Source organism: Bacillus sp. N6 (assembly GCF_052805735.1).
Window position 1 is genome coordinate 1,998,291 of record NZ_CM127843.1, and the last position, 24,956, is coordinate 2,023,246.

The 24,956-nt window shown below is 34.6% G+C and carries 25 protein-coding genes and 1 other annotated feature; of the genes, 16 read left to right on the plus strand and 9 right to left on the minus strand.

Annotation, left to right across the window (positions count from 1 at the left end):
* Positions 1-24 precede the first annotated feature (24 nt).
* From ACUXVC_RS10390 to ACUXVC_RS10400, 3 genes are read right to left on the minus strand one after another with little or no spacing between them, the layout of a single operon-like run.
* Positions 25-2,253 (minus strand): transglutaminase TgpA family protein, encoded by a 2,229-nt coding sequence (locus ACUXVC_RS10390; protein ID WP_144465437.1) that lies wholly within the window; start codon positions 2,251-2,253, stop codon positions 25-27.
* On the minus strand, positions 2,250-3,464 hold the full coding sequence (locus ACUXVC_RS10395; RefSeq protein WP_144465438.1) for a DUF58 domain-containing protein: 1,215 nt from the start codon (positions 3,462-3,464) through the stop codon (positions 2,250-2,252). Before ACUXVC_RS10395 ends, ACUXVC_RS10390 begins: the two co-directional genes overlap by 4 nt.
* Positions 3,464-4,426 (minus strand): AAA family ATPase, encoded by a 963-nt coding sequence (locus tag ACUXVC_RS10400; protein ID WP_144465439.1) that lies wholly within the window; start codon positions 4,424-4,426, stop codon positions 3,464-3,466. Before ACUXVC_RS10400 ends, ACUXVC_RS10395 begins: the two co-directional genes overlap by 1 nt.
* Before the next feature lie 226 nt (positions 4,427-4,652).
* Between ACUXVC_RS10400 and ACUXVC_RS10405 the strand changes: the two genes are divergently transcribed.
* On the plus strand, positions 4,653-5,075 hold the full coding sequence (locus ACUXVC_RS10405; RefSeq protein ID WP_144465440.1) for an STAS/SEC14 domain-containing protein: 423 nt from the start codon (positions 4,653-4,655) through the stop codon (positions 5,073-5,075).
* A gap of 218 nt (positions 5,076-5,293) precedes the next feature.
* Here the strand turns inward: ACUXVC_RS10405 and ACUXVC_RS10410 are convergent, their stop codons facing one another.
* Complete coding sequence (locus ACUXVC_RS10410) at positions 5,294-6,199, minus strand: excalibur calcium-binding domain-containing protein (RefSeq protein ID WP_144465441.1); 906 nt, start codon at positions 6,197-6,199, stop codon at positions 5,294-5,296.
* A 208-nt stretch (positions 6,200-6,407) separates the two neighbouring features.
* Here ACUXVC_RS10410 and exsG point away from each other — a divergent pair, with 208 nt between their 5' ends.
* Together exsG and ACUXVC_RS10420 are read left to right on the plus strand one after the other, a co-directional pair.
* A complete protein-coding gene (gene exsG / locus ACUXVC_RS10415; protein ID WP_000395679.1) occupies positions 6,408-6,560 on the plus strand; it encodes an exosporium protein ExsG in 153 nt (50 codons plus the stop codon).
* A gap of 218 nt (positions 6,561-6,778) precedes the next feature.
* On the plus strand, positions 6,779-6,988 hold the full coding sequence (locus ACUXVC_RS10420) for a hypothetical protein (RefSeq protein WP_000824206.1): 210 nt from the start codon (positions 6,779-6,781) through the stop codon (positions 6,986-6,988).
* Positions 6,989-7,084: 96 nt separating this feature from the next.
* On the opposite strand, the gene ACUXVC_RS10425 is transcribed toward ACUXVC_RS10420, so the two are convergent.
* A complete protein-coding gene (locus ACUXVC_RS10425) occupies positions 7,085-7,924 on the minus strand; it encodes an arylamine N-acetyltransferase family protein (RefSeq protein WP_053564650.1) in 840 nt (279 codons plus the stop codon).
* Between the two features lie 553 nt (positions 7,925-8,477).
* On the opposite strand from ACUXVC_RS10425, the gene ACUXVC_RS10430 reads away from it, so the two are divergent.
* A complete protein-coding gene (locus ACUXVC_RS10430) occupies positions 8,478-10,079 on the plus strand; it encodes an esterase/lipase family protein (RefSeq protein WP_144465442.1) in 1,602 nt (533 codons plus the stop codon).
* 155 nt (positions 10,080-10,234) lie between these two features.
* Here the strand turns inward: ACUXVC_RS10430 and ACUXVC_RS10435 are convergent, their stop codons facing one another.
* On the minus strand, positions 10,235-10,783 hold the full coding sequence (locus ACUXVC_RS10435) for a hypothetical protein (RefSeq protein WP_053564648.1): 549 nt from the start codon (positions 10,781-10,783) through the stop codon (positions 10,235-10,237).
* 615 nt (positions 10,784-11,398) lie between these two features.
* On the opposite strand from ACUXVC_RS10435, the gene ACUXVC_RS10440 reads away from it, so the two are divergent.
* Entirely contained in the window at positions 11,399-11,674 is a 276-nt protein-coding gene (locus tag ACUXVC_RS10440) for a stage V sporulation protein S (protein WP_000427801.1), read from the plus strand.
* A gap of 266 nt (positions 11,675-11,940) precedes the next feature.
* Here ACUXVC_RS10440 and ACUXVC_RS10445 read toward each other — a convergent pair whose 3' ends face one another.
* The 3 genes from ACUXVC_RS10445 to ACUXVC_RS10455 form a co-directional block, all read right to left on the minus strand.
* Positions 11,941-12,225, minus strand: coding sequence for a hypothetical protein (locus ACUXVC_RS10445; RefSeq protein WP_023521790.1), 285 nt, complete (start codon positions 12,223-12,225; stop codon positions 11,941-11,943).
* A 15-nt stretch (positions 12,226-12,240) separates the two neighbouring features.
* Positions 12,241-13,245, minus strand: coding sequence for a WXG100 family type VII secretion target (locus tag ACUXVC_RS10450; protein WP_095691020.1), 1,005 nt, complete (start codon positions 13,243-13,245; stop codon positions 12,241-12,243).
* A 603-nt stretch (positions 13,246-13,848) separates the two neighbouring features.
* Positions 13,849-14,631, minus strand: a complete 783-nt coding sequence (locus ACUXVC_RS10455; protein WP_065228748.1) for a hypothetical protein — start codon at positions 14,629-14,631, stop codon at positions 13,849-13,851.
* A gap of 109 nt (positions 14,632-14,740) precedes the next feature.
* Between ACUXVC_RS10455 and ACUXVC_RS10460 the strand changes: the two genes are divergently transcribed.
* The 11 genes from ACUXVC_RS10460 to argS all read left to right on the plus strand — a co-directional run bounded on the left by ACUXVC_RS10460 (position 14,741) and on the right by argS (position 24,891).
* Complete coding sequence (locus tag ACUXVC_RS10460) at positions 14,741-15,388, plus strand: HD domain-containing protein (RefSeq protein ID WP_069355499.1); 648 nt, start codon at positions 14,741-14,743, stop codon at positions 15,386-15,388.
* Entirely contained in the window at positions 15,385-17,280 is a 1,896-nt protein-coding gene (locus tag ACUXVC_RS10465) for an ABC-F family ATP-binding cassette domain-containing protein (protein WP_000783191.1), read from the plus strand. Before ACUXVC_RS10460 ends, ACUXVC_RS10465 begins: the two co-directional genes overlap by 4 nt.
* Before the next feature lie 75 nt (positions 17,281-17,355).
* A complete protein-coding gene (locus tag ACUXVC_RS10470; protein WP_001260655.1) occupies positions 17,356-18,087 on the plus strand; it encodes a Bax inhibitor-1/YccA family protein in 732 nt (243 codons plus the stop codon).
* Between the two features lie 105 nt (positions 18,088-18,192).
* Positions 18,193-18,447 carry a DUF4318 domain-containing protein gene (locus tag ACUXVC_RS10475; RefSeq protein ID WP_053564643.1) on the plus strand — a complete coding sequence of 85 codons (255 nt, stop codon included), beginning with the start codon at positions 18,193-18,195 and terminating at the stop codon, positions 18,445-18,447.
* Positions 18,448-18,608: 161 nt separating this feature from the next.
* On the plus strand, positions 18,609-18,944 hold the full coding sequence (locus tag ACUXVC_RS10480; protein ID WP_000982013.1) for a single-stranded DNA-binding protein: 336 nt from the start codon (positions 18,609-18,611) through the stop codon (positions 18,942-18,944).
* A gap of 331 nt (positions 18,945-19,275) precedes the next feature.
* Positions 19,276-19,749 (plus strand): Imm26 family immunity protein, encoded by a 474-nt coding sequence (locus ACUXVC_RS10485; protein ID WP_000026686.1) that lies wholly within the window; start codon positions 19,276-19,278, stop codon positions 19,747-19,749.
* A 294-nt stretch (positions 19,750-20,043) separates the two neighbouring features.
* Positions 20,044-21,171: a conserved virulence factor C family protein gene (locus tag ACUXVC_RS10490; protein ID WP_069355503.1), complete on the plus strand. Its 1,128-nt coding sequence runs from the start codon at positions 20,044-20,046 to the stop codon at positions 21,169-21,171.
* 3 nt (positions 21,172-21,174) lie between these two features.
* Positions 21,175-21,558: a thiol-disulfide oxidoreductase DCC family protein gene (locus ACUXVC_RS10495; RefSeq protein WP_000634891.1), complete on the plus strand. Its 384-nt coding sequence runs from the start codon at positions 21,175-21,177 to the stop codon at positions 21,556-21,558.
* A gap of 83 nt (positions 21,559-21,641) precedes the next feature.
* Positions 21,642-22,076, plus strand: a complete 435-nt coding sequence (locus ACUXVC_RS10500) for a BrxA/BrxB family bacilliredoxin (protein ID WP_000063706.1) — start codon at positions 21,642-21,644, stop codon at positions 22,074-22,076.
* A 49-nt stretch (positions 22,077-22,125) separates the two neighbouring features.
* Positions 22,126-22,902, plus strand: coding sequence for a class I SAM-dependent methyltransferase (locus ACUXVC_RS10505; protein WP_053564641.1), 777 nt, complete (start codon positions 22,126-22,128; stop codon positions 22,900-22,902).
* Positions 22,903-22,942: 40 nt separating this feature from the next.
* Positions 22,943-23,157, plus strand: a binding site (T-box leader).
* Between the two features lie 45 nt (positions 23,158-23,202).
* Positions 23,203-24,891, plus strand: a complete 1,689-nt coding sequence (argS, locus tag ACUXVC_RS10510) for an arginine--tRNA ligase (protein WP_095691019.1) — start codon at positions 23,203-23,205, stop codon at positions 24,889-24,891.
* The last annotated feature ends 65 nt before the right edge of the window (positions 24,892-24,956 follow it).

The following is a 24,956-nucleotide window of genomic DNA, read 5'->3' on the forward strand; positions in this document are numbered from 1 at the left end:
TTCTTTAAACTCAAATTTTCAAGATTAAATAACTGTATCAAAGCCATCTGATTTAGGTGGAGAAGCTGCTTTTTTCATAAGCACTTCCCATAAGTGTACGGATTTCTTCCATTCTACCGTAGCCTGCCCCTGTTGATACATAGCGTTCTCATAACTGGCAGTAAGTTGTTGCATATCGGCCGAGTTGTAAAGTGTATCGATATGGAGAGCGTATTCTCGGAATGTTTGACTTTCACCCCGTGGTATGCCAATTCTCGCAAATTGTTTTAAAAGTGCACCGTAAGCTTTTTGATAAACAGCATCATCTTTTCGGTATTTATAGAAATGAATAATAAGAAATGTCATCCATTTCATTCTAGTGGTGAAGAGAATGTATCCTATAATACTAATTAGTGCCGTAGAGAGGAATACATACCACCAAGAAAAACTAGTTTTAGAATTTGTGACCTTTTTAGTAGAAGCTTCTTCTGTATTTTCAATTAAACTTTTAAGTTTTGCTTCATTATTTCGTTGTTGTATTTGCTCGTTATTAGAATTATTTGCTTCGCTATTTTGTGAAATAGGAGCAGGCGTATTATTTATAAAATTATAGGGATTAGTAAATCCTTTTGTCGGTTCGAATGGAATCCATCCGTATTCTGGGAAATATACTTCGACCCAAGAGTGTGCGTTATCGTTCGTGATTGTATAAACATCCTCACCTTCTGCAGAGGCAAGTGTATTGTCAAGAGTTCCTTCTGTATAGCCTTTCACCCAGCGAGCTGGAATCCCGGCAGAACGAAGTAGTACAATCATAGACGTCGAAAAATTATTACAGTAGCCGCTTTTGGTATCGAAAAGGAATTGATCTACATAATCTTGGCTTTTGGCAGGGAATGAGACATTCGTTGATTCGTATGTAAAAGAGTTGTCTGTGAAGTAATTTTCAATAGCTAATACTTTATCATATCGGTTGTCTTTATCATTTGTAAGATTGATAGCCAAGTCTTTTACGCGCTGTGGTAATGACTCGGGAAGTTGTGTGTACTTTGTCATAAAATAAGGATTTGTTTCTTGACCTTCATTTGTTTTTACAGCTTTCAAGTTTTTTATGGAAAACTCAGGGATCTCATATGTTACTTTATACGAATGTAAAGTAGTAGAAGAGTCTCCATTCATTGTATAAATTTTTTCTGAAAACGGGTCAACACTGTATGATACATCAGAAGAAGCTTCAACTGTTACTAATCCTGCTGGATAGGTAAGGTGAGGGTAACTTTTTTGCATGGTAATTGTTGCCTCAGTAGTTTCTGTTTTTGTATTTTGTTCGTACCAGCTTACGACGTCGTTTTTATTTTTAAAAGAAACCTTTTTCGGATTTTCAGAAACCTCCCAGCCTTTTCCGGTATAAAAATCTTTCGTTTCGACTCTCCAATATTGTTTGTTTTGCGTTCGTGCTGTGAAAACAATTGTAGGATCCGCCTTAAAAGGACCACCTAATCGTGAGTCATCTAAACCATACCCAATTGTAGAAACTTTTTTTTCTTTACTTGCTTCAGATGTGTTGAATTTTAAAAAATCCATTGGGTTTGGCCATTGAGAGCCAAATTTTGGAGCAAAGTATGCGATGGTTGCTAATAATACAATAAATATTGTAAGTGGTCTAAGTAATTTTGAGATTTCCCTAGCATAATTTTGTAAGTGTTCACGTTCTTTTATTCGTTCTACTTGAAGAAGACTAAGCATAAAAAAGCTGATGACAACAGTACGAATAATAGCGTAGTTTGCATTGTATAAATGTAAGTTATGAAAAGTTGCGATATAAATAATAGTCAATACAAGAAATAGAAACCCACGTTTTTTATGAATAATCCAAAATGAAGTAAAAGAACTCAAAAACCAAAATGAGAGAAAAAATAAAACCGTCGGAAAAACTGGAGAAATATCTAGTAAATTCCCTTGGAAAAACAGGGAGGAATTTCGAAACATATCAGAAAAGAATGCTGTTAGCCAAGATGGATTTATAAAAGCATTTTTATAATATAGGGAATGAATGATAAATAGGACTGTGACAATTTTTATTGGAATCTGCCACCTCGTTTGAAAAAAAGAGAGAGCGAAGCAAATTCCTATAAATGTTACGAAAATATCTAATCTACCTACATTTGTAATACCTATAAGAGGTCTTAGCCATTCTAGTAAAAGAAGAAATACACATGCATGCATAAAGAATCTGTTCGTATCCCACTTGTATTTTGTTTGTAATGTTATCATTTGCTCACCTCAAAAAACACGTTTGTATACCGGTTTTCATAAACCGTGTTTACAAATATTTGTCGTTTTTTTAGAGTTTCTATTATACTGATTTCTCGGTGTGAAAGTTGATTCGCTTTTTCTTTCACGACAAAAACCATACATTTTCTATTTCTTATAGCAGCACAATCAGCCGCCTTTTGAATATCGGGAGAAAGATTACTGGTCACGAGTATAACCGTGACGGGCTCATAAATTTTTCTTAGTTCCATGTCTACATTCTGGGAGAGCGGGAATACACTGTCTGCTTGCACTTTTGCTAAATGACAAAGGATTTGTTGTAACTGCGTATCTCCATTGTCTAAAGGGAAAATAGTTTGTTCTTTTCCGATAGACACGAATGATGCTGGTGAATTTTGTTTCAAGACAGCCCTTACGATAGAGGCAGTAAATGTGACGACTGATTCGAATAGAGGGGACTTGGTTCTGTCTATGAATATCATGACATTATGGCTGCGCTGTTGTTCAAACTCTTTTGTCATAATAGTGTTTGTTCGTGCAGTTGCTTTCCAATCAATCCATGAAAAGCGATCACCAGGTTTATAGTCTCTGACACCGACAGAGATTGTAGAATCTTTTGCTGAATTTATATTTGCTGAAAGCGCTCCTTGTTCGAAATGATTTTCCAATTGTCGATACGCTATATCTACATATTGGGGATAGACTAAAAATGTATCTGGAACTGAAAAAGTTACTTCTTTCTCCATCATGCCGAATAAATCGCCAGTTTTGACACGAACGCTTGAAAAAGTGTGCTCGCCTCTAGGGATTGTGTCAATAACATATTGAAACGAAATATTTCGTTTCAATCCTGGGAAGAGTACTACCTTATTCATCTTTGTTTGTTTACAACTTATAAATTGTGGTGGCAGTTCATCTTCTATAACTAAATAAAGTAAGGGAAAAGGAAATTTTCTTTTTATTGTAATCGTGCTTACAAATTGTTCTCCTACTACATATCCATTTTGGTTTGTTATTCGTCTTACTTCAGCGTCCCGTAAAGCGTAGAAGGGGAGTAGTAGCGAATAAAGAGCAATGGGAATTATGCTGTAAAACAAAAACCAACTGACAAACCCTCCTTGAAGCATAGCGTACACAAATGTTAAGACTAGACATAAAGGGAGTAGCAATAACTTCATAACGTGATATAGCGCTCGCAGCATTCGTTTCATCAAGGGTTCATCGTCCTTTGAGTAGGCACGGTAGTTCGTGCAACGATTTTTCCGATAACTTGTTCTCCTGTTATTCCTTCAAATTTTGCTTCCATTTTTAAAATGAGTCTATGTGCTAAAACGTAAGGAGCTAAAAATTTAACATCGTCTGGAATAACATAATTCCTGCCATGGATAAATGCATAAGCTTGTGAAGCTTTCATTAAAGCAATCGAGCCACGTGGACTTGCACCTAACTGTATAGAACTGTACGTACGAGTCTGATTAACAAGCTTTACAATGTAATGCTTAATTGCTTTGTCCATACTTACTACCCGTACGCTTTGTTGTAAATAAATTAATTCTTCTATTGTAGTAATGGTCTGTAATTGAGAGAGTGGATTTGTTTTTTCCATCCGGTTTAAAATTTCAAATTCTTCCTCTGGTGTAGGATATCCCATTTTTAGTTTCAATAAGAAACGATCGAGCTGAGCTTCTGGTAGAGAATATGTTCCTTCATATTCGACCGGATTTTGTGTAGCCATGACAAAGAACGGTTTTGGTAAAGGTCTTGTAATGCCATCTATTGTAATATTGCCTTCTTCCATACATTCAAGTAAAGCAGATTGTGTCTTTGGAGATGTACGATTAATTTCATCAGCAAGTACAAAATTCCCCATAATTGGTCCAGGCTTGAACTCAAATTGGAGCTCTTTCGGATTATAAATAGAAACTCCTGTTACATCTGACGGCAATAAATCAGGTGTAAATTGAATTCGCTTATAATCAGCATCAATGGATTTAGAAAGAGCACGTACTAGCATTGTTTTCCCGACACCAGGAACATCTTCTAATAGCACATGACCGTCAGCTAAGAGAGCTGTCAAAGCTAAGATCGTTTCTTTTCGTTTTCCGACCATTATTTTTTCAATATTATTGATTATTTTTTCTACAGTGGGATGTAATGAATCAAGCTGGGGCATCGTAATCCTCCTAATGTTATTATCGTTTTCTAATCTATTTAGTGGACATATTTCTAATTCTATTTGTAGATAGTAAAACTTCTACCTTAAATTCTGAGAATATTCAGATTATTTATTTCGATTACATCTAGTATAATTGTTTCCGTAACTAAGGGCAATACAGTAAATAATGATTTGTAGTTTTATTCCTAGCTAGTAAAACCCCCACTGATTAAAGTTTTACTTTATGAGATTTTTACGCATAATTGTAACTAAGGGAGATGATTCCAAATTGAATAAACAGAATATCAGCACAACAGTTTCAGGAGATTTAATTATTACCCATTTAATTGGAAAGATAAGAACAGATGATGTGTATGAATGGTTTAATGGTTTTGAGCAAGTTTGTCAGCAATTCATTTCCGAGGGACGGAAATACAAATTGTTGGTGGATAGAAAAGGATACGCGCCAAATCATTTTTCTGTTCAAAAAGCATGGAAAGATAAGTTCTTCAATGAAACTATTTTGAATCACAGTAAGGCAATTGCGTTTCTCCTTGAAGAGGGGGAGATAATGAATTATTTACAGCAAGCCAATATAAAAGAATCTGTGAAGTTTTTTGATGATTATGAACAAGCGCTAAGTTGGTTGAATGAATATCCCATATAGAAACTTTATTAAACTAGTTTCTCTCAATCAACTTGTTTTTATATGTCCATAATGTTGCGGTTATCGTAAAATTCATTAGCTTATCAGTTTCCAACACAATTGTTTTCTTCGCAGCTTCTTGTCTAATTGCTTGTACGATTCTAAAAAGTGAAGAATAATTAGTCGAAATACTTTAAGATAATAAAAAAGAAGCTTAGTAGAAGCTTCTTTTTTTATTGCTATTTTTCACATGCAATTCCATCACCATCACGATCAAGATGAGAGCTATAACCTGGTTGCCCTTTATGTAAAGGGGCTTTCCCAGCTGCTCTAACTGCAGCACAATTTTTGTAGTATGCACTACTAGTATTTCCTGAAGCGGGTTGTGTTTGAGTTTGTTGTGCTTTTTGCTCTTCTTGTTGTTTACGAGCCTGTTCGTCAGCCTGACGTTTTTGTTCTTCTTGTTGTTTACGAGCTTGTTCATCAGCTTGTCGTTTTTGTTCTTCTTGTTGCTTACGAGCCTGTTCCTCAGCTAGACGTTTCTGTTCTTCTTGTTGTTTACGAGCTTGTTCCTCAGCCTGACGTTTTTCATCTTCTTGCTTACGAGCTTGTTCCTCGGCTTGACGTTTTTCATCTTCTTGTTTACGAGCTTGTTCCTCGGCTTGACGCTTCTCATCTTCTTGCTTTTGAGTTTTTTCGTCCGCCTCTTTCTTTTCTAGCTCTTTTTTCTGTTCACTATCTTTTTGTTCTTCATTGTTTGATGCCACTTTTGTACTAGTTGCTGTCGTTTTTTCAGAAGAAGGAGCTGAAATACCTGATAGCGCAACAAAAATGACAAATAATACGGCTGTAATAATAAATTGTTTTTTCGCTACACCTGTCTTCTTAATAACAGATAATATTGCAAGTACAAGGAAGAATATAAATAGAATGAAACTTAAAATAGCAAAAAATTCGATGACCGGGTGTTCAGATGTTGTTGTACCGGTCACTATTAATATAATTGAAATCATAAAAAGAATAACGGTAGGACGACCATATTGTTTTGCTTTTCCATTTTTCTTAAAGAATGAAATGATACATAAGATTAAAAGAATAAAAGCAATAAAAAATAAAGCTGCACCAATATTACTCAAAACCTCCATTTTCATACCTCCATTTGTAAGATTTTCTTTATTGATTATATAGGAACTTATTGGATATTACACGTATTATATAAATTTAGAAAATTAATATTTTTACTAGACCTACAAACATTTATTTTGTATATAAGGAAAAATAGATATATTTCCTATTACTTTTTGAAAGAGATTTCATAAATTATAGTATATCGATTGAAAGGAGGAGATTTGAATGGAATTTCAATTGTTGGTAACTTGTATATTACAAGAAGGTAATGCTTACTTTTTAGTAACGAAGGTAGACGATGTTATTACGTTAAAAGTACCGATTACTGCGGGAGTAGCAGGTTTATTTTTAGCTTTAGGTGTACCAAGATGTTCTTAATTTAAATCTCTATAGTAGAAGAGGAAGGGACATGCCTTTCTTTTCTACTATTACATAATGTAATTATGTAAACTTAAATATCATATTTGTGATAGCACGTTTGAAATGGACATGCATATACTATAATGTTTCATTGGATGTTAGCGGTGAAAGGTAGTCTTAATAAGTGCATCCAGTGATGTTTTTAAGTTATGAAAATAAAAGAGGTGCTATTATATATGAAAAGAAAAACATTGGATATTCCAGTTACATTGCGAAGAGAGTGGTTTTTAATAGAGTTAGCTCATTTAACGAAAAAATATGGAATTGAAATTGCAACTAGCAAAATGGATGCTGCACCGTTTTTAAGAGATCAAGTTACGGAGTCAAAGATAGGGGAAGGGCTACAATACGATAAATATGATGATGAGTATATAATTGAAAATTAAAGGGTAACAACAAAATTAAATTAATTTATAACAAAATATAAAATAAAGCAGATTCTAAATATAGAATCTGCTTTATTATGAAATACTTGTAGTCAACTAGCCTCTTTCTAGTGTTTTTCCTACATATTTCTCTTGCGTTATTCCAAAAGAGTCACGAAGAATGCGAGCATAATCTTTAGATTCTATTGGTTGTTTATTTTTGGTGCCTTTAAAGGTTTCTGTATAATTTTTATTTGTTAATGATATGTGACCATAAGTAGTTAATTTACAAGTGATAGCTCCTTTATTAAAAGGAGATTCTTTATGCTCTACAATCACTTTTTGAATATTATTCACTTTTTTCTCATCTATTGGATCTACAGTGAAAGCATAGCCTATTTTCCATTCGTTTGAAGGTTCAGATTGTAAGAAACTTGTAGATTCTCCGTTAGCTCCTTTTCTCATTTCTAAAATATGCGTACCTTTTCGAGTATTTCGCTTACGAATTCGATATTCTCCTGTTTGAGAGGAGATGGCTTCTCCGTTAAAAGGTACTGGATGTAAAGGGAGATGAGATGCAAAACCTGCATCCACAACATAATCTTTATCCTCATGACTTAATATGATAATGACATGACCATCATCGGGTTTCCATTTATTATCGTACAGATCATAAACAGTACCGGCTACTTTGTATACTTGAAACCCACAATCAATTAAGAAATAATACAATAAGGAGTTTAATTCATAACAAAGTCCACCTCGTTTTTGAATAAGTAACTTTTCTATTAAGTTATCTTTTGAGATATTTTTAATAGTACCAGCCATAATATCAAGATTTTCATAGGGGAGAATCATTCCCATTTTTAAGAGAATTTCATCTAAATCATCAAATGTTATTTCTTTTGCAGGAATTTTTAAGCGTTTAAAAAACTCTTTTTGTAATTTGGTCATCATAAAGTATTCTCCTTTCTTTTTACAGAATTTTCTTCTGCTCACCGATAGGTTAGTACTTCTAAAAAGTTAATTCAAGTGCACGAAAATTATCATAATATATGTTTCTGGAAATATAACTATCTATTCGGAAATTTCAGTTTAAATTTTAATCGTAGGAAAGTCTTATAATATAAGCTCCTTTGAAATTAGTTTGTATTTAATGAAAAGAAAGTACATATCTTTATTATATTTTTAAATAACTAACTAGTAATAAAATGTTTTTTCACTAAAATTTTTTCAAGATTTGTATGCTTTATATAAACAATAATAATTTAAAAAATATCTGGATGTAGCGAAGTTAACAATTATTGAGAAACTTTTTTGTCGTATTCTATCAAAAGGAAGAGGTAGAAACAAAGAGAATAACGAGAGTTAAGGAAGAGGGTATACAACTAGTAACCTTCTAAAAATAGGGCTAACATCTTTTTAAAATAAAAGATTAGCTATTATTAAGGAAGGGAAAATATAAAATATTATAAAGAACACCTTCTTTCAAAAAAATAGGGGGAGTAATATGCGACTGATGAGAAGATTTGTGGTCTTACTAATTGTATTTTTTATCATGGCTCCAACGATTAGCACAAATGTACAGGCAGAAGTTGTAAAAGAGCTTGGAAAGGGGTTTCCTGATACAGAAGTATTCACACCTGGAGAATGGTTTTTAGGCCAAAAACCTGCTAATTATGATGAGAATAAACCACCAATTCTCTTTGTACAAGGAAGAAATGGTAATGCAGATAGTTGGTATGGAAAGACAGTATATCATGATATAAATGATATGTATGATTATGCTTTGAAAGCAGGCTATCAAACAGTGTTTATACAATTATATGATGCTGCTGGGAAAGGTTCGGCTAGTCAGTGGGATAACGGAAAATTGTTAGCACAAAAACTTGAAGAAATATATAATCATTTCGGTAAAAAAGTTAATATTGTAGCACATAGTAAAGGTGGTATTGATACACAAGCTGCATTAGTTGAATATGGTGCGAATCGATTTGTTGGAAATGTTATTACACTTGCTACACCGCATCACGGCTCAAATTTGGCAGATTTATCATATAGTTGGTGGGCAGGGTGGCTTGCTTCTATATTAGGTCAAAAAGATGATGGTACGTATTCGTTACAAATAGGTGAAATGGCAAAGTTTCGTTCAACAATAGATAACAACCCAGCAGCTAAATTAAACCGTTACTATACGGCTACTGGGACTAGCTGGGGGCCAACATTTTCTGCATTATCTATGGGCGGGTTATATTTATCGTCGTACGGTTCAAATGATGGACTAGTAAATGAATGGAGTGCGAAGCTATCGTACGGTACACATTTATTTACAGATTCAAGATTTGATCATGACAATATAAGAAAAGGATCAGCTGTTTTTGCACGAATTGAACCATATTTACGTACGACAAATGTGGGGTTACCAGCTTTAGTAGCATCCAGCACTAGTTCAAATGAAAATCTAGAACAATTAAATACAACTTCAAATCAAAATATTTTAGGAGGCGAATTACCACAAAATCAGTGGATACAGCAAAGTATTTCTGTTGATAAAAAGGCTGAAGGAATAGTTTCTGTACTAACTGCTTCTTCTGATGTAGAAGTACAAATGGTATCTCCAAAAGGAAAAATCTATGCAAACAAAGATAGTGCTATAACTACTGGTGAAGGCGAATCTTTCTTTAATGGGGCGACAATTAGAACATTCAAGTTTGATAAATTGGAAGTAGGCGAATGGAAAATCAAAATGATGGCGAAGCAGTCGAAAGATGCATATTTAGTTGTAAGCGATTACAAGAATGACGCGCCATTTGTTCTTCAAATGCCTACAAAGGTTAAAGTAAATAAACCTGAGTATAAACTGAAAAAATCACCAGTGGCACCTGAAATGAAAGGGGATCTTTCCATAACAGTAAGAGTCGTTAATAAAGAAGGTAAGTTAGTCTCTGAATTTAATGAATTACAAAATGTTAATACGAATACATTTACAGGTGCTTTGAAAGATATAAAACAACCGGGAGTATATAACGTTACGATGGATATAAAAGGGATGAATAAAGAAGGAAAACCATATAATCGTACGATTGTTAAGTCGGTTTATGTAGAGAAATAAGAAAGAATAAATAAGCATAATATAAAAGTGCAGAAATCTTGTGTTAGAAAGAATTCTGCACTTTTTTTGCGTGATGAGAGATAATAAAAGTCGAAGAAAACTGTTATTCAATAAAAAAAGATGCTGAAATAGCATCTGAATGTGAAGAAATAATATTAACTTAGTTTTGTAACTGTTAATTCAACTGAATTTATACCATTGTCACAAGTTACAATACTTTGACGATTAAAGCCACTATTATTTCTAAGTTGAAGAGTTGAATTAGCTGGCACTGTAACAATCGTTTCGCCAACGAGTTGAAGACATTCGTTATTTGATGAAGTATTCATTTGAATAGCGAAGTCACCTTGACTATTAGCAAGTGGATTGTTATTTAAAAATATAGTTATGACTGGGATATGTGGAAATACAGGATTTAAAGTAGTATTAATACTGGAAATGAACGAAACTCTATAATCACCAGCTTGTCTAAATTGTATAGTAGTAGAGTTTAGTAAGGAAACGCCTCCTGCTAAAGGTCCAACGTGATTAAATGGAAAAGGGTTTCCAAAAGGAACAGTTATAAATTCAGTTTGCCAAAAAGTTCCGTATGCAGGACAGCTTCGTTTATGTGAATGGTCACATGAACATTTTTTATTTGAACTGGAAGAAGATTTACATGAGCATTTTTTATACGAGTTTGAAGAATGATAGTATGAACCCAATATATTACCTCCTATTCTTAATAAATGTAAAACACATAATAGTTTATGAAAATGAATCACAATTGGCGTGTATGCTTGTACTATAAAAGGAGATAGATTTGGAATATAAAGTGCTCAAATGATGAAATATAGTATTGGGGTATTACCTGTAACACTTTTTGAAGATGATAAGGTTCATAATTTGATAGAAAAATGAATGGGATTTCTAAATGGATTAAAGTAACGAGGAAACGTTTATCCCGCTATTTTCCGAGCGGTAAGACCCCACCTCAAAATTCAGTGAAAGCAAAGAAGTTAGTTGGGGGATGAACAAAACCCCCACTGAGTAAAGTTTCATTTTACTATATTAATTTCGTCTGACAAACAGCAATATTATCTTTTGCTGTATGGATGTTATCGTTTGGTGAAGTTATGATATTTAATCGTATGTATATTAGATTATTTAGTTTATTTTTTTATTTTATTTGTGTAGCTGGGCAGGAAGAAGTCAGAAAATATAGAATAAATGTACATATGAAGCATCGTTTGTTTTTGGTGTGAATAGTAATTAAAGATACGCTAAAATATTTAAAATTGTAACGAAAGAGAGATTAAATAATAGAAGGAGCAACTTACATGGAAAATATATTAAAGGTATCTTCAAAATCAAGCCCAAATTCAGTCGCGGGTGCAATAGCGGGTGTACTAAGAACAAGTGGTAATGTGGAAATTCAAGCGATTGGGGCTGGAGCTATAAATCAAGCGATTAAAGCAATTGCGATTGCGAGAGGGTTCGTCGCTCCAAGTGGTATTGACTTAGCTTTTGTTCCAGCGTTTCAAGAGATTTCTATCAATAATGAAGAAAGAACAGCGATTAAATTAATTGTAGGCCCTAGAAAGAAAAGGTCTTAGTAGAAGAGAGTGTTACTATAAGGGGAAAAGACCAATAGACTTCCGATGTTAGATACGTTATTTTATGTAACCGATCCTTGGGTGTGGACATGGCATTATGCCGGACGCATGTCTGTTAAGTTCTCCTTAAACTTAGCGAGTGTTCTAGATACTTAAAAATAAACACCCTTAAAACTGCTCATTCTTTTCCCAAGATTCTAATAGACCACCTGTAATAGGTGGTCTATTTTTATTTATTTACAATTAATATACTTTGAAAGGAATTGTTAATTTTCATTTAGCATAGTCTCTAATTTATCTAATTCAATAAGTAGAGGGTCGTCAAAGCTTTTTACGAGACCGGTATCAGTATAGGCTCTCACTGCGCCTTTAATTCGACGAGATTCTAATCCGTCATTAGTATAATCGTTACTTTGCAGATAATTAGCTAAACGATTTAATCGTTTTAGTAAATCTTCATAGAATGGATCTTCTTTTTCTTTTTGTTTATTTTTTGTAATTTCAATTACTATCTTGATTTGACTTAATAGTACATTTGCATTTTTAGACATATATATATTTTCCTCCTATTTACCTGGAATTTCTCTAACTTCTTTGATCCATTCTGATGGATATCCGAATGGTAATAATACTTGGTCTTCATCACCTTTAAATATTGTTCCAGACCTAGTTGTTTGTTTTTCAGCTCGTCCTATTTGTAATATTGTACCTTCCGGGGCTTGTATTACCGCTTCATATTGTCGAGTGTTTTTCCATTCAGGTAATAACGCTAAATCTATTTTTGCTTGAATTTTGTTCGGCGCAGGAACTGTAGTAACAAATGTTCCGTTTGGTTTAGCTTGTCCACCATATGCTCGGTAAAAATTGATATCTTCTGTTGTTTTTACTGTTCTATAATTACCATCTTTAAATGTTGCACCAAGAGTTCCAGGTAGGTTTTGTTTTTCAACCGCTATTACTTTATCTTCAATACGAGTGGAGTATTGTGTAGCATTTCTTAGCTTTTCAGCTTTTTTAACAGTATTAGCAGCTTCAACTGCATTTGCAGTCATTTTTACCCCTTTTCCAACTTTGGCAATTTTTCCAACTGGTGTAAGACCAGCTACAGCCATTCCTCCAGCGAAAATTCTTTCCCAAGTGGAAAGTTCTTCTCCAGTTGATGGATCAACACCATCCCAAGCACGACGCACATCATATTCGCCACTTATTTCACCAGCTAAATCTCTGGCTAATTTTTTACCATCAAATCCTTTTTCCTCTGAAGAAGGTCTGCCACACATTGCACCTTCTTCCATTGTAACATCTTGATCATCCGCATTACGGAATTTTTCAGCAATTCTTTTCAAATCCTCTTCCACTTGTATAATTGAATTGATAGATGTAAAAGCTTTTGGTCTCGCATCATTGAACATTTGAATGAACTGTTGATTAGAGGCACCAATCCATTGAAAACACAAATGATCAATTTCATTACATAAATTATTATGTATAGATTCTAATGCGATTCGGGTATTACTTGCACGATGTGCAACTTCTTCTAGCATTTCAGGTGTCACTTTGATTTGAACCATTTTTTTCCTCCCTCTCCCAATTAAGATTATAAGATAAATAGAAGAAAAGTAAATATATAAAATTTAGATTATATTAAGGGGCATTTATTTATAGAAGAAATATAAAAAAGTGCTAACAAGTTTGCAAACGAACTTGCTAACACCTATAAGAAATAGACATAAAGTATCGCCGATATGTCGTCTTTGAAAATAGCTTTAATCAGTTACATCATACTTATACGAAATGCTCATAAAAACAGTCTTAATATCAAGAATAAAAACAGCCACGAATTAATAATAAGTAGTGATATCGTAGAAAAACCTTATCAAATAAAGACGTATTTAATAAGACCTATGAAACGAAATGAAACTATATAATATGAAAGTATATTTTTAGAACATAAGTTCAACAAATGGAAGGGGAATGTTTATTTATCAAGGGGATCTAATACAGTTTAATTAAAAGGTTATTATTTGCTCACAAATAATATAAAAACATGTGAAAAAATATGAAATACCCTTTTGAAGTAGAATATAATATAACAAATAAAAAGCGTCGCAAATGCTTGTATAACAGGCATTTGCGACGCTTTTATAGTTTTTCTGAACATAAAATAAACAACCCTAAAACTGTTCATTCTTCTCCCAAGATTCTACGATATAATGAGCAATCGTCGGATTGAAGCCTTTACCAACTAAAAACATAATCGCAGCAACTTCTGTTAATGCGTGTTCGTGTGATGTATGTTTTGCTTCATTTAAACCGTAATCTACCCATGGTTTTACGAAATCTAGTACGGGTTTCTTGAAAGGTAAAAACTGTGTACCGACAACTTGTTGAATTTGTTGTTGTGTTGGTTCAGTAATTGGTCCAGGTGGTAAGATTTGTGGTTGTGTAATGTCTAATGTTGGTCCTGGCGGTAAAATTTGTGGCTGCGTTGGATCTATTGTTGGTGGTTTAGGTGGTGAGACACGTGCGTCGTAGTTTGGTTGATACATTTGTTGTTGGTATTGCGGTTGTTGTGGTTGAGTTGTGTATGGGTTTTGTGGTGCTGCATATGGATTTTGTTGATATGGTTGTTCTTGGTTTTGTGGTGCTGCATATGGATTTTGTTGATATGGTTGTTCTTGGTTTTGTGGTGCTGCATATGGATTTTGCTGATATGGTTGTTCTTGGTTTTGTGGTACCGCATATGGATTTTGAGGATATTCATAATTTGGACGTGTTTCATATGGATTTTGTTGAAATTCAGTTTCTTGATTTTGCGTTGTTGCATATGGGTTTTCGTCATATTGTTGTTCTTGCTGTTGTAACTCTTGTTCTTCGTATTGTTCTGTGTATCTTTGTTCTTGTTGTTGAGGGTAAAATGGTTGCCTTGGATAAGGCGGTTGATTATTATAGAACATATTTATTCCTCCTTCATGATGATGCTTACCACTCAGTGTATGGGCGGACAAGAAAATATGTGATGAAAAAATGCGGGCGTGTTACAATAAGTAACTGGGTGAAGATAAAATGACAAAACAAGAAAAGATTCAAAAAACAATTACTTTTGTAAAACATATTTTAGAAAAAGATGCGAGTGGGCATGATTGGTATCATATTGAACGCGTACATAAACTGGCGATTTCTTTATCCGAGCAAGAAGGGGGAAATCGTTTTATAATTGAAATGGCAGCATTACTTCACGATGTGGCAGATGAGAAGTTAAATGAAAGTGAAGAAGAAGGAATGAAAAAAGTTTCTGATTGGTTAGAAGAGTTACATGTGGAAGAAGAGGAAAGTAAACATGTTCTTCATATCATCGCCAATATGTCTTATAAAGGTGGTCATGGCGGCACACTTGAGTCGCTTGAAGGGGAAATTGTTCAAGATGCGGATCGTTTAGATGCTCTTGGTGCAATTGGAATTGCACGTACATTTGCATATGGCGGGGCAAAAGGGAGATTAATGTATGACCCAACTATTCCGCCGCGTGAAGAAATGACGAAAGAAGAGTATAGAAAAAATAATGATCCATCTTTAAATCATTTTTATGAAAAACTTTTGAAATTAAAAGATTTAATGAACACGAACGCAGCAAAACAAGAGGCGGAAGTTCGTCATCGTTATATGGAACAGTTTATTGAACAATTTATGAAAGAGTGGAATGCACAAATATGAAAATGTTAACTGTGGAAAACTTATCAAAATCATATGGAGAAAAACCGTTATTTGATGGATTATCATTTAGTATTGCAGAAGGACACCGTGCCGGAATTATCGGTGTAAACGGAACTGGTAAATCGACGTTATTAAAAATTATTGCAGGGGCAGAAATTCCTGATACAGGTGATATGACTCATTCTCGTGGGTATACAATTAGTTATTTATCACAGCAACCAGAGTTTGATGAACAACTAACAGTGCTAGAGCAAGTCTTCCATGGTGATACTCCTTTAATTCGTCTTCTTCGTGAGTATGAAAAGGCGCTATTACATATCGAAAAAGATCCAAGTAATGAAAAAGTACAGGAACAATTATTTGCAGTGCAGCAACGTATGGATGCAATGAGTGCATGGGAAGCAAATGCAAATGCGAAATCTCTTTTAACGAAATTAGGAATTACGGACTTCACTGCAACTGTTGGAAATTTATCTGGTGGACAGAAAAAACGTATTGCGATGGCGCAATGTTTTATTGAAACACCGGATCTATTAATTTTAGATGAGCCTACGAACCATCTTGATCATGAGACAGTGGAATGGTTAGAGGAATATTTAGCTCGATATAATGGCGCAGTATTACTTGTAACCCATGATCGTTATTTCTTAGATCGTGTGACGAATCGTATTTTCGAATTAGATAATGGAAAACTGTATAGTTATGAAGGGAATTACAGTACGTTTTTAGAAGCGAAAGCACTTCGTGAAGAACAAGAAATTGCGCAAGAATCAAAACGTCAAAACTTATATCGCCGCGAACTAGCATGGATCCGCCGCGGTGCAAAAGCCCGTTCAACAAAGCAAAAGGCACGTATTCAACGATTTGATGAGCTAAAGGGCCAAGAAGGGCCAGCTGCAAAACAGTCAGTTGATATTGCACTTAGCGGTAGCCGTCTTGGGAAAAAAGTACTTGAGTTAAAAGATGTGACGAAAAAATTTGGTGATAAAACGGTATTAAACAACTTTAATCATATCGTGAAACCAGGCGATCGCATCGGAATTATTGGAGCGAATGGAAGCGGGAAATCTTCGCTATTAAATATGCTTGCAGGTAAGTTATCTCCTGATAGTGGTGAAATTGAAGTTGGGCAAACTGTAAAAGTTGCTTATTATACGCAAGAAAATGAAGAAATGAATTTAAATCAGCGTATGATTGAATACATTAAAGAGATTGCAGAAGTTATTCATACAACAGATGGAAAAGTAATTGGTGCATCTCAAATGTTAGAACGTTTCTTATTCCCGACTCATTCACATGGTACACCGCTTGGTAAACTATCTGGTGGTGAAAGAAGACGTTTATATTTATTACGTATTTTAATGGGAGAACCAAACGTACTTTTACTTGATGAACCTACGAATGATCTAGATACACAAACATTAACAGTACTAGAAGATTATTTAGAAGATTTCCCAGGTGTCGTTTTAACTGTATCGCATGACCGTTACTTCTTAGATAAAGTAGTAGATGAACTGTTCATCTTTACTGGCGGAGGCGAAGTGCGTGAGTTCCTAGGTAGTTATACAGATTATTTAGAAATGGAAAAAACGAGAGAACTTATGGAGAAAGCGGAAGTTCAAAAAGAGAAAAAAGTAGTAGAAGAAGCTCCAAAACAACAACGTAAACGTAAACTTTCATACAATGAGCAGCGTGAATGGGAAACGATTGAAGATACAATTGCCGAACTTGAAGAAAAAATTGAGTCAATTGGAGAAGAACTTGCGAAAGTTGGATCTGACTTCACAAAGGCACAAGAATTATCTGAAGCACAGCAGAAAACAGAAGAAGAGCTAGAAAAAAAGATGGAAAGATGGAGTGAACTATCAGACATCGTTGAAGGATTAAAATAAAAACAAGCTGCATATATTGAAAAGTAAAGAGAAAAACTTTACACTATTGGTAGAACCTATTTTAGGAGGGAAAAAATGAGAACATCTAATCCAATGTTGAAAAAAGAGGCATTCCGTAAAGAGGGAGCAAGCGCTTCTGCGATGACGATTGGCGGAACAGTAGGCAAAACGTTCATTATGCTTATCTTGCTACTTGCAACGTCTGTCTATTCATACATACAGATGATGCAGGGGACGATGAAGATGCCAGTATTAATTGGTGCTTTAATCGTTGCGGCAATCATCGCATTTGCGTCTATGTTCTTCCCGCGTATTTCACCTTTTGGTGCACCAATCTATGCGGCGGTAGAAGGGGTTGTGTTAGGAAGTATTTCAGCAGTTTATACAATGAAATTTGGCGATTCTATCGTTTTAAATGCTGTATTACTAACAATCTCAATTCTATTTGCAATGTTAGTGTTATATGCAACACGCGTAGTAAAAGTAACGGATAAATTCCGTACAGGCGTTATGGCAGCAACACTTGGAATTATGGTTATGTATTTAGTCGTATTCCTACTAAATATGTTTGGTGTAACTGTTCCATACATTCACCAAGGTGGTACAATCGGTATTATTATTAGTGCAGTTGTTATTGTAGTTGCTGCATTAAACTTATTACTAGATTTCGATTTAATCGAAAATGGTGTACGTAGTCAAGCTCCGAAATATATGGAGTGGTACACTGCAATGGGACTAATGCTTACATTAGTTTGGTTATACTTAGAAATTCTTCGTTTCGTTTCTTACTTTACGAAAAATGACTAATAAAAAAAACCTGCATGAAAAATGCAGGTTTTTTTTATTTTCAAAGATATATTGAACGTATGGTATAATATGGATGTTATCAACTTGAATTGAAGGAGATGGAATATGATGAAAGGGAAGAAGGGGATTATGAAAAAACTATTTTCTAAAAGTTTTTTCATAGAACTAGATGAAGCTTTAACGTATCCATCATCTGAAGTTATTACTTCAGCGATTGAAGGATATGCAACTGAATGCAATGAAAGACTAAAATTTGAGAGTAAAGTTAAACCGATTACTTTTTACTTAGAAAATGTAATGTACCGTGCTGAAATAAAGATGGCTCGCGGAGGATATTACATATCTTGTACTGAAGTGTAATAAATTTTGAAACCATACATGTTTGAACTATGTATGGTTTCTTTTTTTGTTTTGTAAGGTCTAAATTAATACTTTTTACTTACGGATACATCATTTTGTGCTTTTTACCATTCATCCATTTCTCCTTACAATGGAGAAAAATATGTGAGGTGGTATAACTTATGATGAATAGAGTTGTATTAATCGGTAGATTGACAAAGGAGCCAGAATTATACTACACAAAACAAGGCGTTGCTTATGCAAGAATATGTATTGCGGTGAATAGAGGATTTCGAAATAGTTTAGGTGAACAACAAGTCGATTTTATTAATTGTGTCGTTTGGCGAAAATCGGCTGAGAATGTAACTGAATATTGTAAGAAGGGATCACTTGTTGGGATTACAGGGCGTATTCAGACGAGTAATTACGATGATGAACAAGGCAAGAGAATATATAGAACTGAAGTTGTGATTGAGAGTATTACCTTTTTGGAGAGAAGGCGGGAGGGGGCATCGTAATAAAAGGTGATTTTAAGTAATAGCTACGGAAAAAATTGTGGAAAGTATTTTAATAAACTTAAAGAAGGAGTACCGCCAGATTTTTTTGGAAAACAAGTAAAGAGTATACAAAATTTTATTACGTTTTTCGGCTAATCCAGTAACAATCGAGAACCGTAAAACCCATGCCAGGATAGGAATGTATAAAAAGAAGAATCGAGTGATAGAAAATAAAAAAGGGGATCCTTCTGAGAGTAAGGAATCCTCCTTTTTGTTGCTACCGATAATAGGACGTTATGTTAACTTTACATGAATATGTTATACAATAGATAAAAAAGAGATGGGGAGAACAATGAGTATAAACTATCCATTTAAACCAAAATCAAATCGTTATTTAGTACCAGGGCAATTTTGGACTATTCCTTTAGATAACAGTAAATTTGCATGTGGTAGAGTAATTGAAACAGATCCAAATAGTAGAAGGGGATTTTTAGCAGGTTTGATGGATTGGATCGGAGATAGCCCACCTATGGCTGAAAATTTAAAAGGTTGTAAAACGTTAATACAAATAGATGTTCATATTAAAACCATTCATGAAACAGCATTGGATGGTTTTATAAGTGGCTATCGTTCATTAGAATTAGATGGAATTGAAACAGAGTATTTCACTTCACAAATGGTTCATGATGAGAATTGTATGTTAATGAAAGGATATTCAGTACTTAGACAGGCGACCAAAGAAGAAGCAGATACGTATGATCAGTTCGGTTACGCAGGCTACATGATGATTAAATGTTACGCAGAAGATTTATTAGCAAATAAATAACTTCCAATAACGAAAAATATGTAAATAAGCTATCCATATGGATAGCTTATTTACATATTTTTTTGTTTAGCGTGTTTTTTTCAAAAATAATGGCGATGCCTCAAGAAATGGATAAAAAATAAAAATCATCGGAAACGAAAGCTTTTAAAATCCCATCCCTAATTTGAAATGTAAAAAGAATGAAATAGTATGGTAGCGGGAAGAAAGTAGTAAAATTAAGCACCTGAGTAGGAGTATCGAGTGATAACATGTTACAATACAGCTAAGAACACGCAATAAAGGAGAGTTTTTTACGTGAAGATTAAAGCAATTGAACCGACGCCAAGTCCAAATACAATGAAAGTTATTTTGAATGAAGTATTACCATCAGGAGCGCGTAATAATTATACAAATGAAAATAAAGAACAAGCACCAATGCAAGTGCAAGAAATTTTGAAAATTGAAGGCATTAAAGGTGTGTATCATGTAGCTGACTTTTTAGCAGTCGAGCGAAATGCAAAGTATGACTGGAAAGTATTATTACAACAAGTTCGTGCTGTTTTTGGCGAAGAAGTAGTGGAAGAAAGTGAAGAACAACAACTGTCTCATTTTGGAGAAGTGAAAGTGTTTGTTCAAATGTTCTTTACAATTCCAATGCAAGTAAAGTTAACAGATGGAACATCGGAAGAACGCGTTGGCTTACCAGATCGTTTCAAAGAATCAATTATGAAAGTACAAATGTCTGCACCAAACGTTGTAAAAGAGCGTAAATGGGTAGAACAAAGTACACGTTACGGTAATTTTGAAGAAATCGGGAAAGAAGTAGTAGAAGAGATTGTTGCTGCTTATTCAGAAGAACGTGTAAATGAAACGGTTAAAGAATTATTAAATCAAGCAGGTGCTGTTGAAGTAACGATTCAAAAGCGTGAGCCATATAAAGTAACAGAAGAGATGATGAAAGATTCTGACTGGAAAAACCGTTTTGCAGCATTAGAACAAATGGATCCTACTGAAGAAGATATTCCAGTGTTGAAGATGGCGTTAGATGATGAAAAAGTTTCAATACGCCGTTTAGCAACAGCGTATTTAGGTATGGTAAAAGGTGATGAAGTATTACCGTTATTATATAAAGCGTTGTTAGATCGCTCTGTAAGTGTTCGTCGTACTGCAGGAGATTGTTTATCAGATGTAGGTGATCCGGCAGCGATGTTCGTTATGATTAAATCTCTGAAAGATCCAAGTAAATTAGTACGCTGGCGTGCAGCGATGTTCTTATTTGAACTTGGAGATGAAAGTGCGATTCCAGCATTAAAAGCAGCGCAAGATGATCCAGAGTTTGAAGTAGCGATGCAAGCACGTCTAGCATTAGAGCGTATTGAAGGCGGAGAAGAAGCAAAAGGTTCTGTATGGAAACAAATGACGGAGTCTCGTAAAGGGGAATAATGTATGATTGTTTTCTATGATAGTTGGTGTCCGATGTGTACGGCCGTTGCAGAACGTACGAAAAAATTAGATAAAAAGGGTAAGATGAAATTTGTTTCATTTCGAAATGAAGATGTAGTTGAGAAATATAAGCTTTCTCAAGAACTACAAAGTAAGATGGAACAAAGACTGTATATTTTTAAAAATAATAAGTGGTATGACGGCATTCAGAGCATAGATGTATTAGCAAAGGCCGTTCCATCTTATTGGTTTGCCGTTCCTTTTATAAAGCTATCCATCGTACTTGGTTTTGGAAGTAAAGTATACGATTATATCGCTAATAATAGAAAACTTGTTCCAGTGGGACATTGCCGCGGTGGGGTTTGTGAAATCCCTACAAAAAAATGAAATCATCGTTATCTTTCTTTTGCACCTATTAATAGAGCGTGATATGATGAATTTGGAATGAAAGTTGAAGGAGAGATTACAAGATGTCAAATGCTTATGAAGAATACATGCGCCAAATGGTAATCCCAATGCGCCAAGAGTTAGTGCGTTCTGGGTTTGAAGAGTTAACTACAGAAGAAGCTGTAACAGAATTTATGGAAAATACATCAGGTACAACTTTAGTAGTTGTAAACTCTGTTTGTGGTTGTGCAGCTGGTTTAGCACGTCCATCAGCAGGTCAAGCGGTTGTTCGTGCTGAAAAACAACCTGATCATCTTGTAACTGTATTCGCAGGTCAAGATAAAGATGCTACTGCAAAAATGCGTGAATACTTCGGAGAAATTCCTCCATCTTCACCATCTATGGCATTATTAAAAGGAAAAGAAGTTGTTCACTTCATTCACCGTCATGAAATTGAAGGTGCAACTATGGACGAAATTATTACGAACTTAGAGCAAGCTTTCGAAAAGAATTGTTAAAGAAGGGGGAGAGTAAATCTCCCTCTTTTCTTTATATAGAGGTGAAACAATGATCGTAACAACAGCAGGAAGAACAAACAAAGAAATGACAGCATATGCAAAAAAGGTAGCAGAAGAATTAAATCGTTCTTTCATTTTACGTAATGATATACCAGTGCATAAATTACATGAGCAGTATGAACAAGATATACTTGTCGTAGGAAAGAACCGATTAGCTATTTATCCGAAAGGTACGGAAGAATCATTTTTCTTTCATCCGAACTCAGCGATGTTTCGTGTGAAAAGGTTAATGCGTGGAGAACACGATCCGTTTGTACAAGCTGCTAAATTAGAGAGCGGAATGACAGTGTTAGATTGTACGCTCGGTATGGCATCAGATAGTATTGTAGCTAGTTATGTTGTTGGTGAAAGTGGAACAGTAACAGGACTTGAAGGCAATGAATATATGGCTTATATCATGAGAAATGGTTTGAAAACATGGTCTTCATCTGTTTCTGAAATCGATGAAGCAATGCAAAGAATCCAAGTAACGCAAACGGAGCATTTTTCATTTTTAGCGCAATGTGAAGACAATAGTTATGATGTCGTTTACCTTGATCCGATGTTTGAAGAAACTGTCATAGAATCTGACGGAATTAAAGGATTAAAACACTTCGCTTTGTATCATGATATTACTGATGAAACAATTGCGGAGGCGAAGCGAGTGGCGAGAAAGCGTGTTGTATTAAAAGATCATTTCCGTAGTTCTAGATTTGAAAAACACAATTTTCACGTATACAAAAGAAAAAGTGCTAAGTTTCACTTTGGTGTAATTGACCCTTGCTAATTGTTTGAAAAGATGTATAATAAGCAATAATTAATTAAATATACTGTCTGTGATGAAGAGAGTAGTCTTTTTTAGAAGGAAAGCGAGCTAGGGATGGTGTGAGCCTAGTACGGAAGAAAAAGATGAAGCGCACTTCGGAGATGCTTCTTGAACGAATAGTAGAGAAAGCCGAGGCCCCCTGTCCTCGTTATAAACGGGAAAGTGGTTCGTAACGAACAACAAGGGTGGTACCACGGGTTAAAACTCGTCTCTTTTTTAGAGACGAGTTTTTTGTGTTTTAAAAAATAAGGAGGTTGTATCATGGATTATAAAATGCAGTTTGCGGAAAGTTTATCTAATATTTTCACGAATGAATTAACGCAAAAACAAATTTTAGATTTAATTGAAACACCGAAACAAGATGAATTTGGAGATGCAGCGTTCCCATGTTTTTCATTAGCGAAGCAATATAAAAAAGCACCAGCTCTTATCGCAAAGGAAGTTGCTGAGAAATTAAATGATCCGTTTTTTACGAAAGTAGAAGCCGTTGGTCCGTATGTAAATGTATTTTTCAATCGTGAAACTGTAAGTGATGCAGTATTAAAAACAGTTTTAGCGGAGAAAGAAGAGTTCGGTCAAAACCACTTTGGCTGTGAAAAAACAGTAGTAATTGATTATTCCTCTCCTAATATCGCGAAACCTTTTTCGATGGGGCATTTACGTTCTACAATGATAGGAAATTCGCTGAAACATATCGCTGAAAAATGTGGCTATGAAGTTGTAGGGATTAATTATATAGGAGATTGGGGAACACAGTTTGGAAAGTTAATTACGGCTTATAAAAAATGGGGAAATGAAGAAGTAGTTAAAGAAGATCCAATACGTGAGCTATTTAAGTTATATGTCCAATTCCATGAAGAGGTAAAAGACGACGAAGAACTAGAAGAAGAAGGACGTGCTTGGTTTAAGAAATTAGAAGAAGGTGATGAAGAAGCGGTAGAGCTTTGGAATTGGTTCCGTCATGAGTCCCTTAAAGAATTTTCGCGCATTTATGAACTTCTCGGTGTAGAATTTACTAATTTTCAGGGAGAAGCATTTTATAATAATTTAATGGAAGATTTTATTGGGATTTTAGAAGAACATGAGTTGCTTGAAGAATCAGAAGGTGCATTAGTCGTTAATTTAGAAGAAGAAGGAATGCCGCCTTGCTTAATTAGAAAATCAGATGGTGCGACGATTTATGCAACGCGTGACTTAACGGCAGCTTTATATCGTCAAAACACTTATGGGTTTGATAAAGCGCTATATGTTGTTGGTCCAGAACAAAGCTTACATTTCAATCAATTTTTCACTGTATTAAAAAAACTTGGCTATACTTGGGTTGATGGTATGGAACACGTACCGTTTGGCTTCATTTTAAAAGATGGTAAGAAAATGTCGACACGTAAAGGAAGAGTTATTTTACTTGAAGAAGTACTTGAGGAAGCAATCGACCTTGCAAAACAAAATATTGAAGAGAAAAATCCAAACTTAAAACAAAAAGAAGTAGTAGCAAAGCAAGTCGGTGTAGGTGCAGTTATTTTCCACGATTTAAAAAATGAGCGTATGCACAATATTGAATTCTCATTAGAAAACATGCTGAAATTTGAAGGAGAAACAGGCCCGTACGTACAGTACACACATGCACGTGCTTGCTCTATTTTAAGAAAAGAAAGTGTAGAATTTGAAACATGTACGTTTGCTTTAAAAGACGATCATAGCTGGAGTGTCGTAAAATTACTAAACAAATTCCCACAAGTAATTGAAGCAGCTTTCAATAAAAATGAGCCATCGATTATTTCGAAATATGTATTAGATGTAGCACAATCGTTCAATAAATATTACGGTAATGTTCGTATATTAGAAGAGAGTGAAGAAAAAGACAACAGACTCGCATTGGTTTATGCTGTGACGGTTGTATTAAAAGAAGGATTACGTTTACTTGGGGTGGAGGCTCCTGAGGAGATGTAGCATAAAAGGTGTATGTATCATTACAGATATGTATGCCTTTTTATTTGGTATAGGAGTCATGTAAG

Coding starts and splice junctions, on each gene's coding strand:
- ACUXVC_RS10390 (WP_144465437.1), bottom strand. CDS start 2,253: ATGATAACATTACAAACAAAATACAAGTGGGATACGAACAGATTCTTT.
- ACUXVC_RS10395 (WP_144465438.1), bottom strand. CDS start 3,464: ATGAAACGAATGCTGCGAGCGCTATATCACGTTATGAAGTTATTGCTA.
- ACUXVC_RS10400 (WP_144465439.1), bottom strand. CDS start 4,426: ATGCCCCAGCTTGATTCATTACATCCCACTGTAGAAAAAATAATCAAT.
- ACUXVC_RS10405 (WP_144465440.1), top strand. CDS start 4,653: ATGAGATTTTTACGCATAATTGTAACTAAGGGAGATGATTCCAAATTG.
- ACUXVC_RS10410 (WP_144465441.1), bottom strand. CDS start 6,199: ATGGAGGTTTTGAGTAATATTGGTGCAGCTTTATTTTTTATTGCTTTT.
- exsG (WP_000395679.1), top strand. CDS start 6,408: ATGGAATTTCAATTGTTGGTAACTTGTATATTACAAGAAGGTAATGCT.
- ACUXVC_RS10420 (WP_000824206.1), top strand. CDS start 6,779: ATGAAAAGAAAAACATTGGATATTCCAGTTACATTGCGAAGAGAGTGG.
- ACUXVC_RS10425 (WP_053564650.1), bottom strand. CDS start 7,924: ATGATGACCAAATTACAAAAAGAGTTTTTTAAACGCTTAAAAATTCCT.
- ACUXVC_RS10430 (WP_144465442.1), top strand. CDS start 8,478: ATGCGACTGATGAGAAGATTTGTGGTCTTACTAATTGTATTTTTTATC.
- ACUXVC_RS10440 (WP_000427801.1), top strand. CDS start 11,399: ATGGAAAATATATTAAAGGTATCTTCAAAATCAAGCCCAAATTCAGTC.
- ACUXVC_RS10445 (WP_023521790.1), bottom strand. CDS start 12,225: ATGTCTAAAAATGCAAATGTACTATTAAGTCAAATCAAGATAGTAATT.
- ACUXVC_RS10450 (WP_095691020.1), bottom strand. CDS start 13,245: ATGGTTCAAATCAAAGTGACACCTGAAATGCTAGAAGAAGTTGCACAT.
- ACUXVC_RS10455 (WP_065228748.1), bottom strand. CDS start 14,631: ATGTTCTATAATAATCAACCGCCTTATCCAAGGCAACCATTTTACCCT.
- ACUXVC_RS10460 (WP_069355499.1), top strand. CDS start 14,741: ATGACAAAACAAGAAAAGATTCAAAAAACAATTACTTTTGTAAAACAT.
- ACUXVC_RS10465 (WP_000783191.1), top strand. CDS start 15,385: ATGAAAATGTTAACTGTGGAAAACTTATCAAAATCATATGGAGAAAAA.
- ACUXVC_RS10470 (WP_001260655.1), top strand. CDS start 17,356: ATGAGAACATCTAATCCAATGTTGAAAAAAGAGGCATTCCGTAAAGAG.
- ACUXVC_RS10475 (WP_053564643.1), top strand. CDS start 18,193: ATGATGAAAGGGAAGAAGGGGATTATGAAAAAACTATTTTCTAAAAGT.
- ACUXVC_RS10480 (WP_000982013.1), top strand. CDS start 18,609: ATGATGAATAGAGTTGTATTAATCGGTAGATTGACAAAGGAGCCAGAA.
- ACUXVC_RS10485 (WP_000026686.1), top strand. CDS start 19,276: ATGAGTATAAACTATCCATTTAAACCAAAATCAAATCGTTATTTAGTA.
- ACUXVC_RS10495 (WP_000634891.1), top strand. CDS start 21,175: ATGATTGTTTTCTATGATAGTTGGTGTCCGATGTGTACGGCCGTTGCA.
- ACUXVC_RS10500 (WP_000063706.1), top strand. CDS start 21,642: ATGTCAAATGCTTATGAAGAATACATGCGCCAAATGGTAATCCCAATG.
- ACUXVC_RS10505 (WP_053564641.1), top strand. CDS start 22,126: ATGATCGTAACAACAGCAGGAAGAACAAACAAAGAAATGACAGCATAT.
- argS (WP_095691019.1), top strand. CDS start 23,203: ATGGATTATAAAATGCAGTTTGCGGAAAGTTTATCTAATATTTTCACG.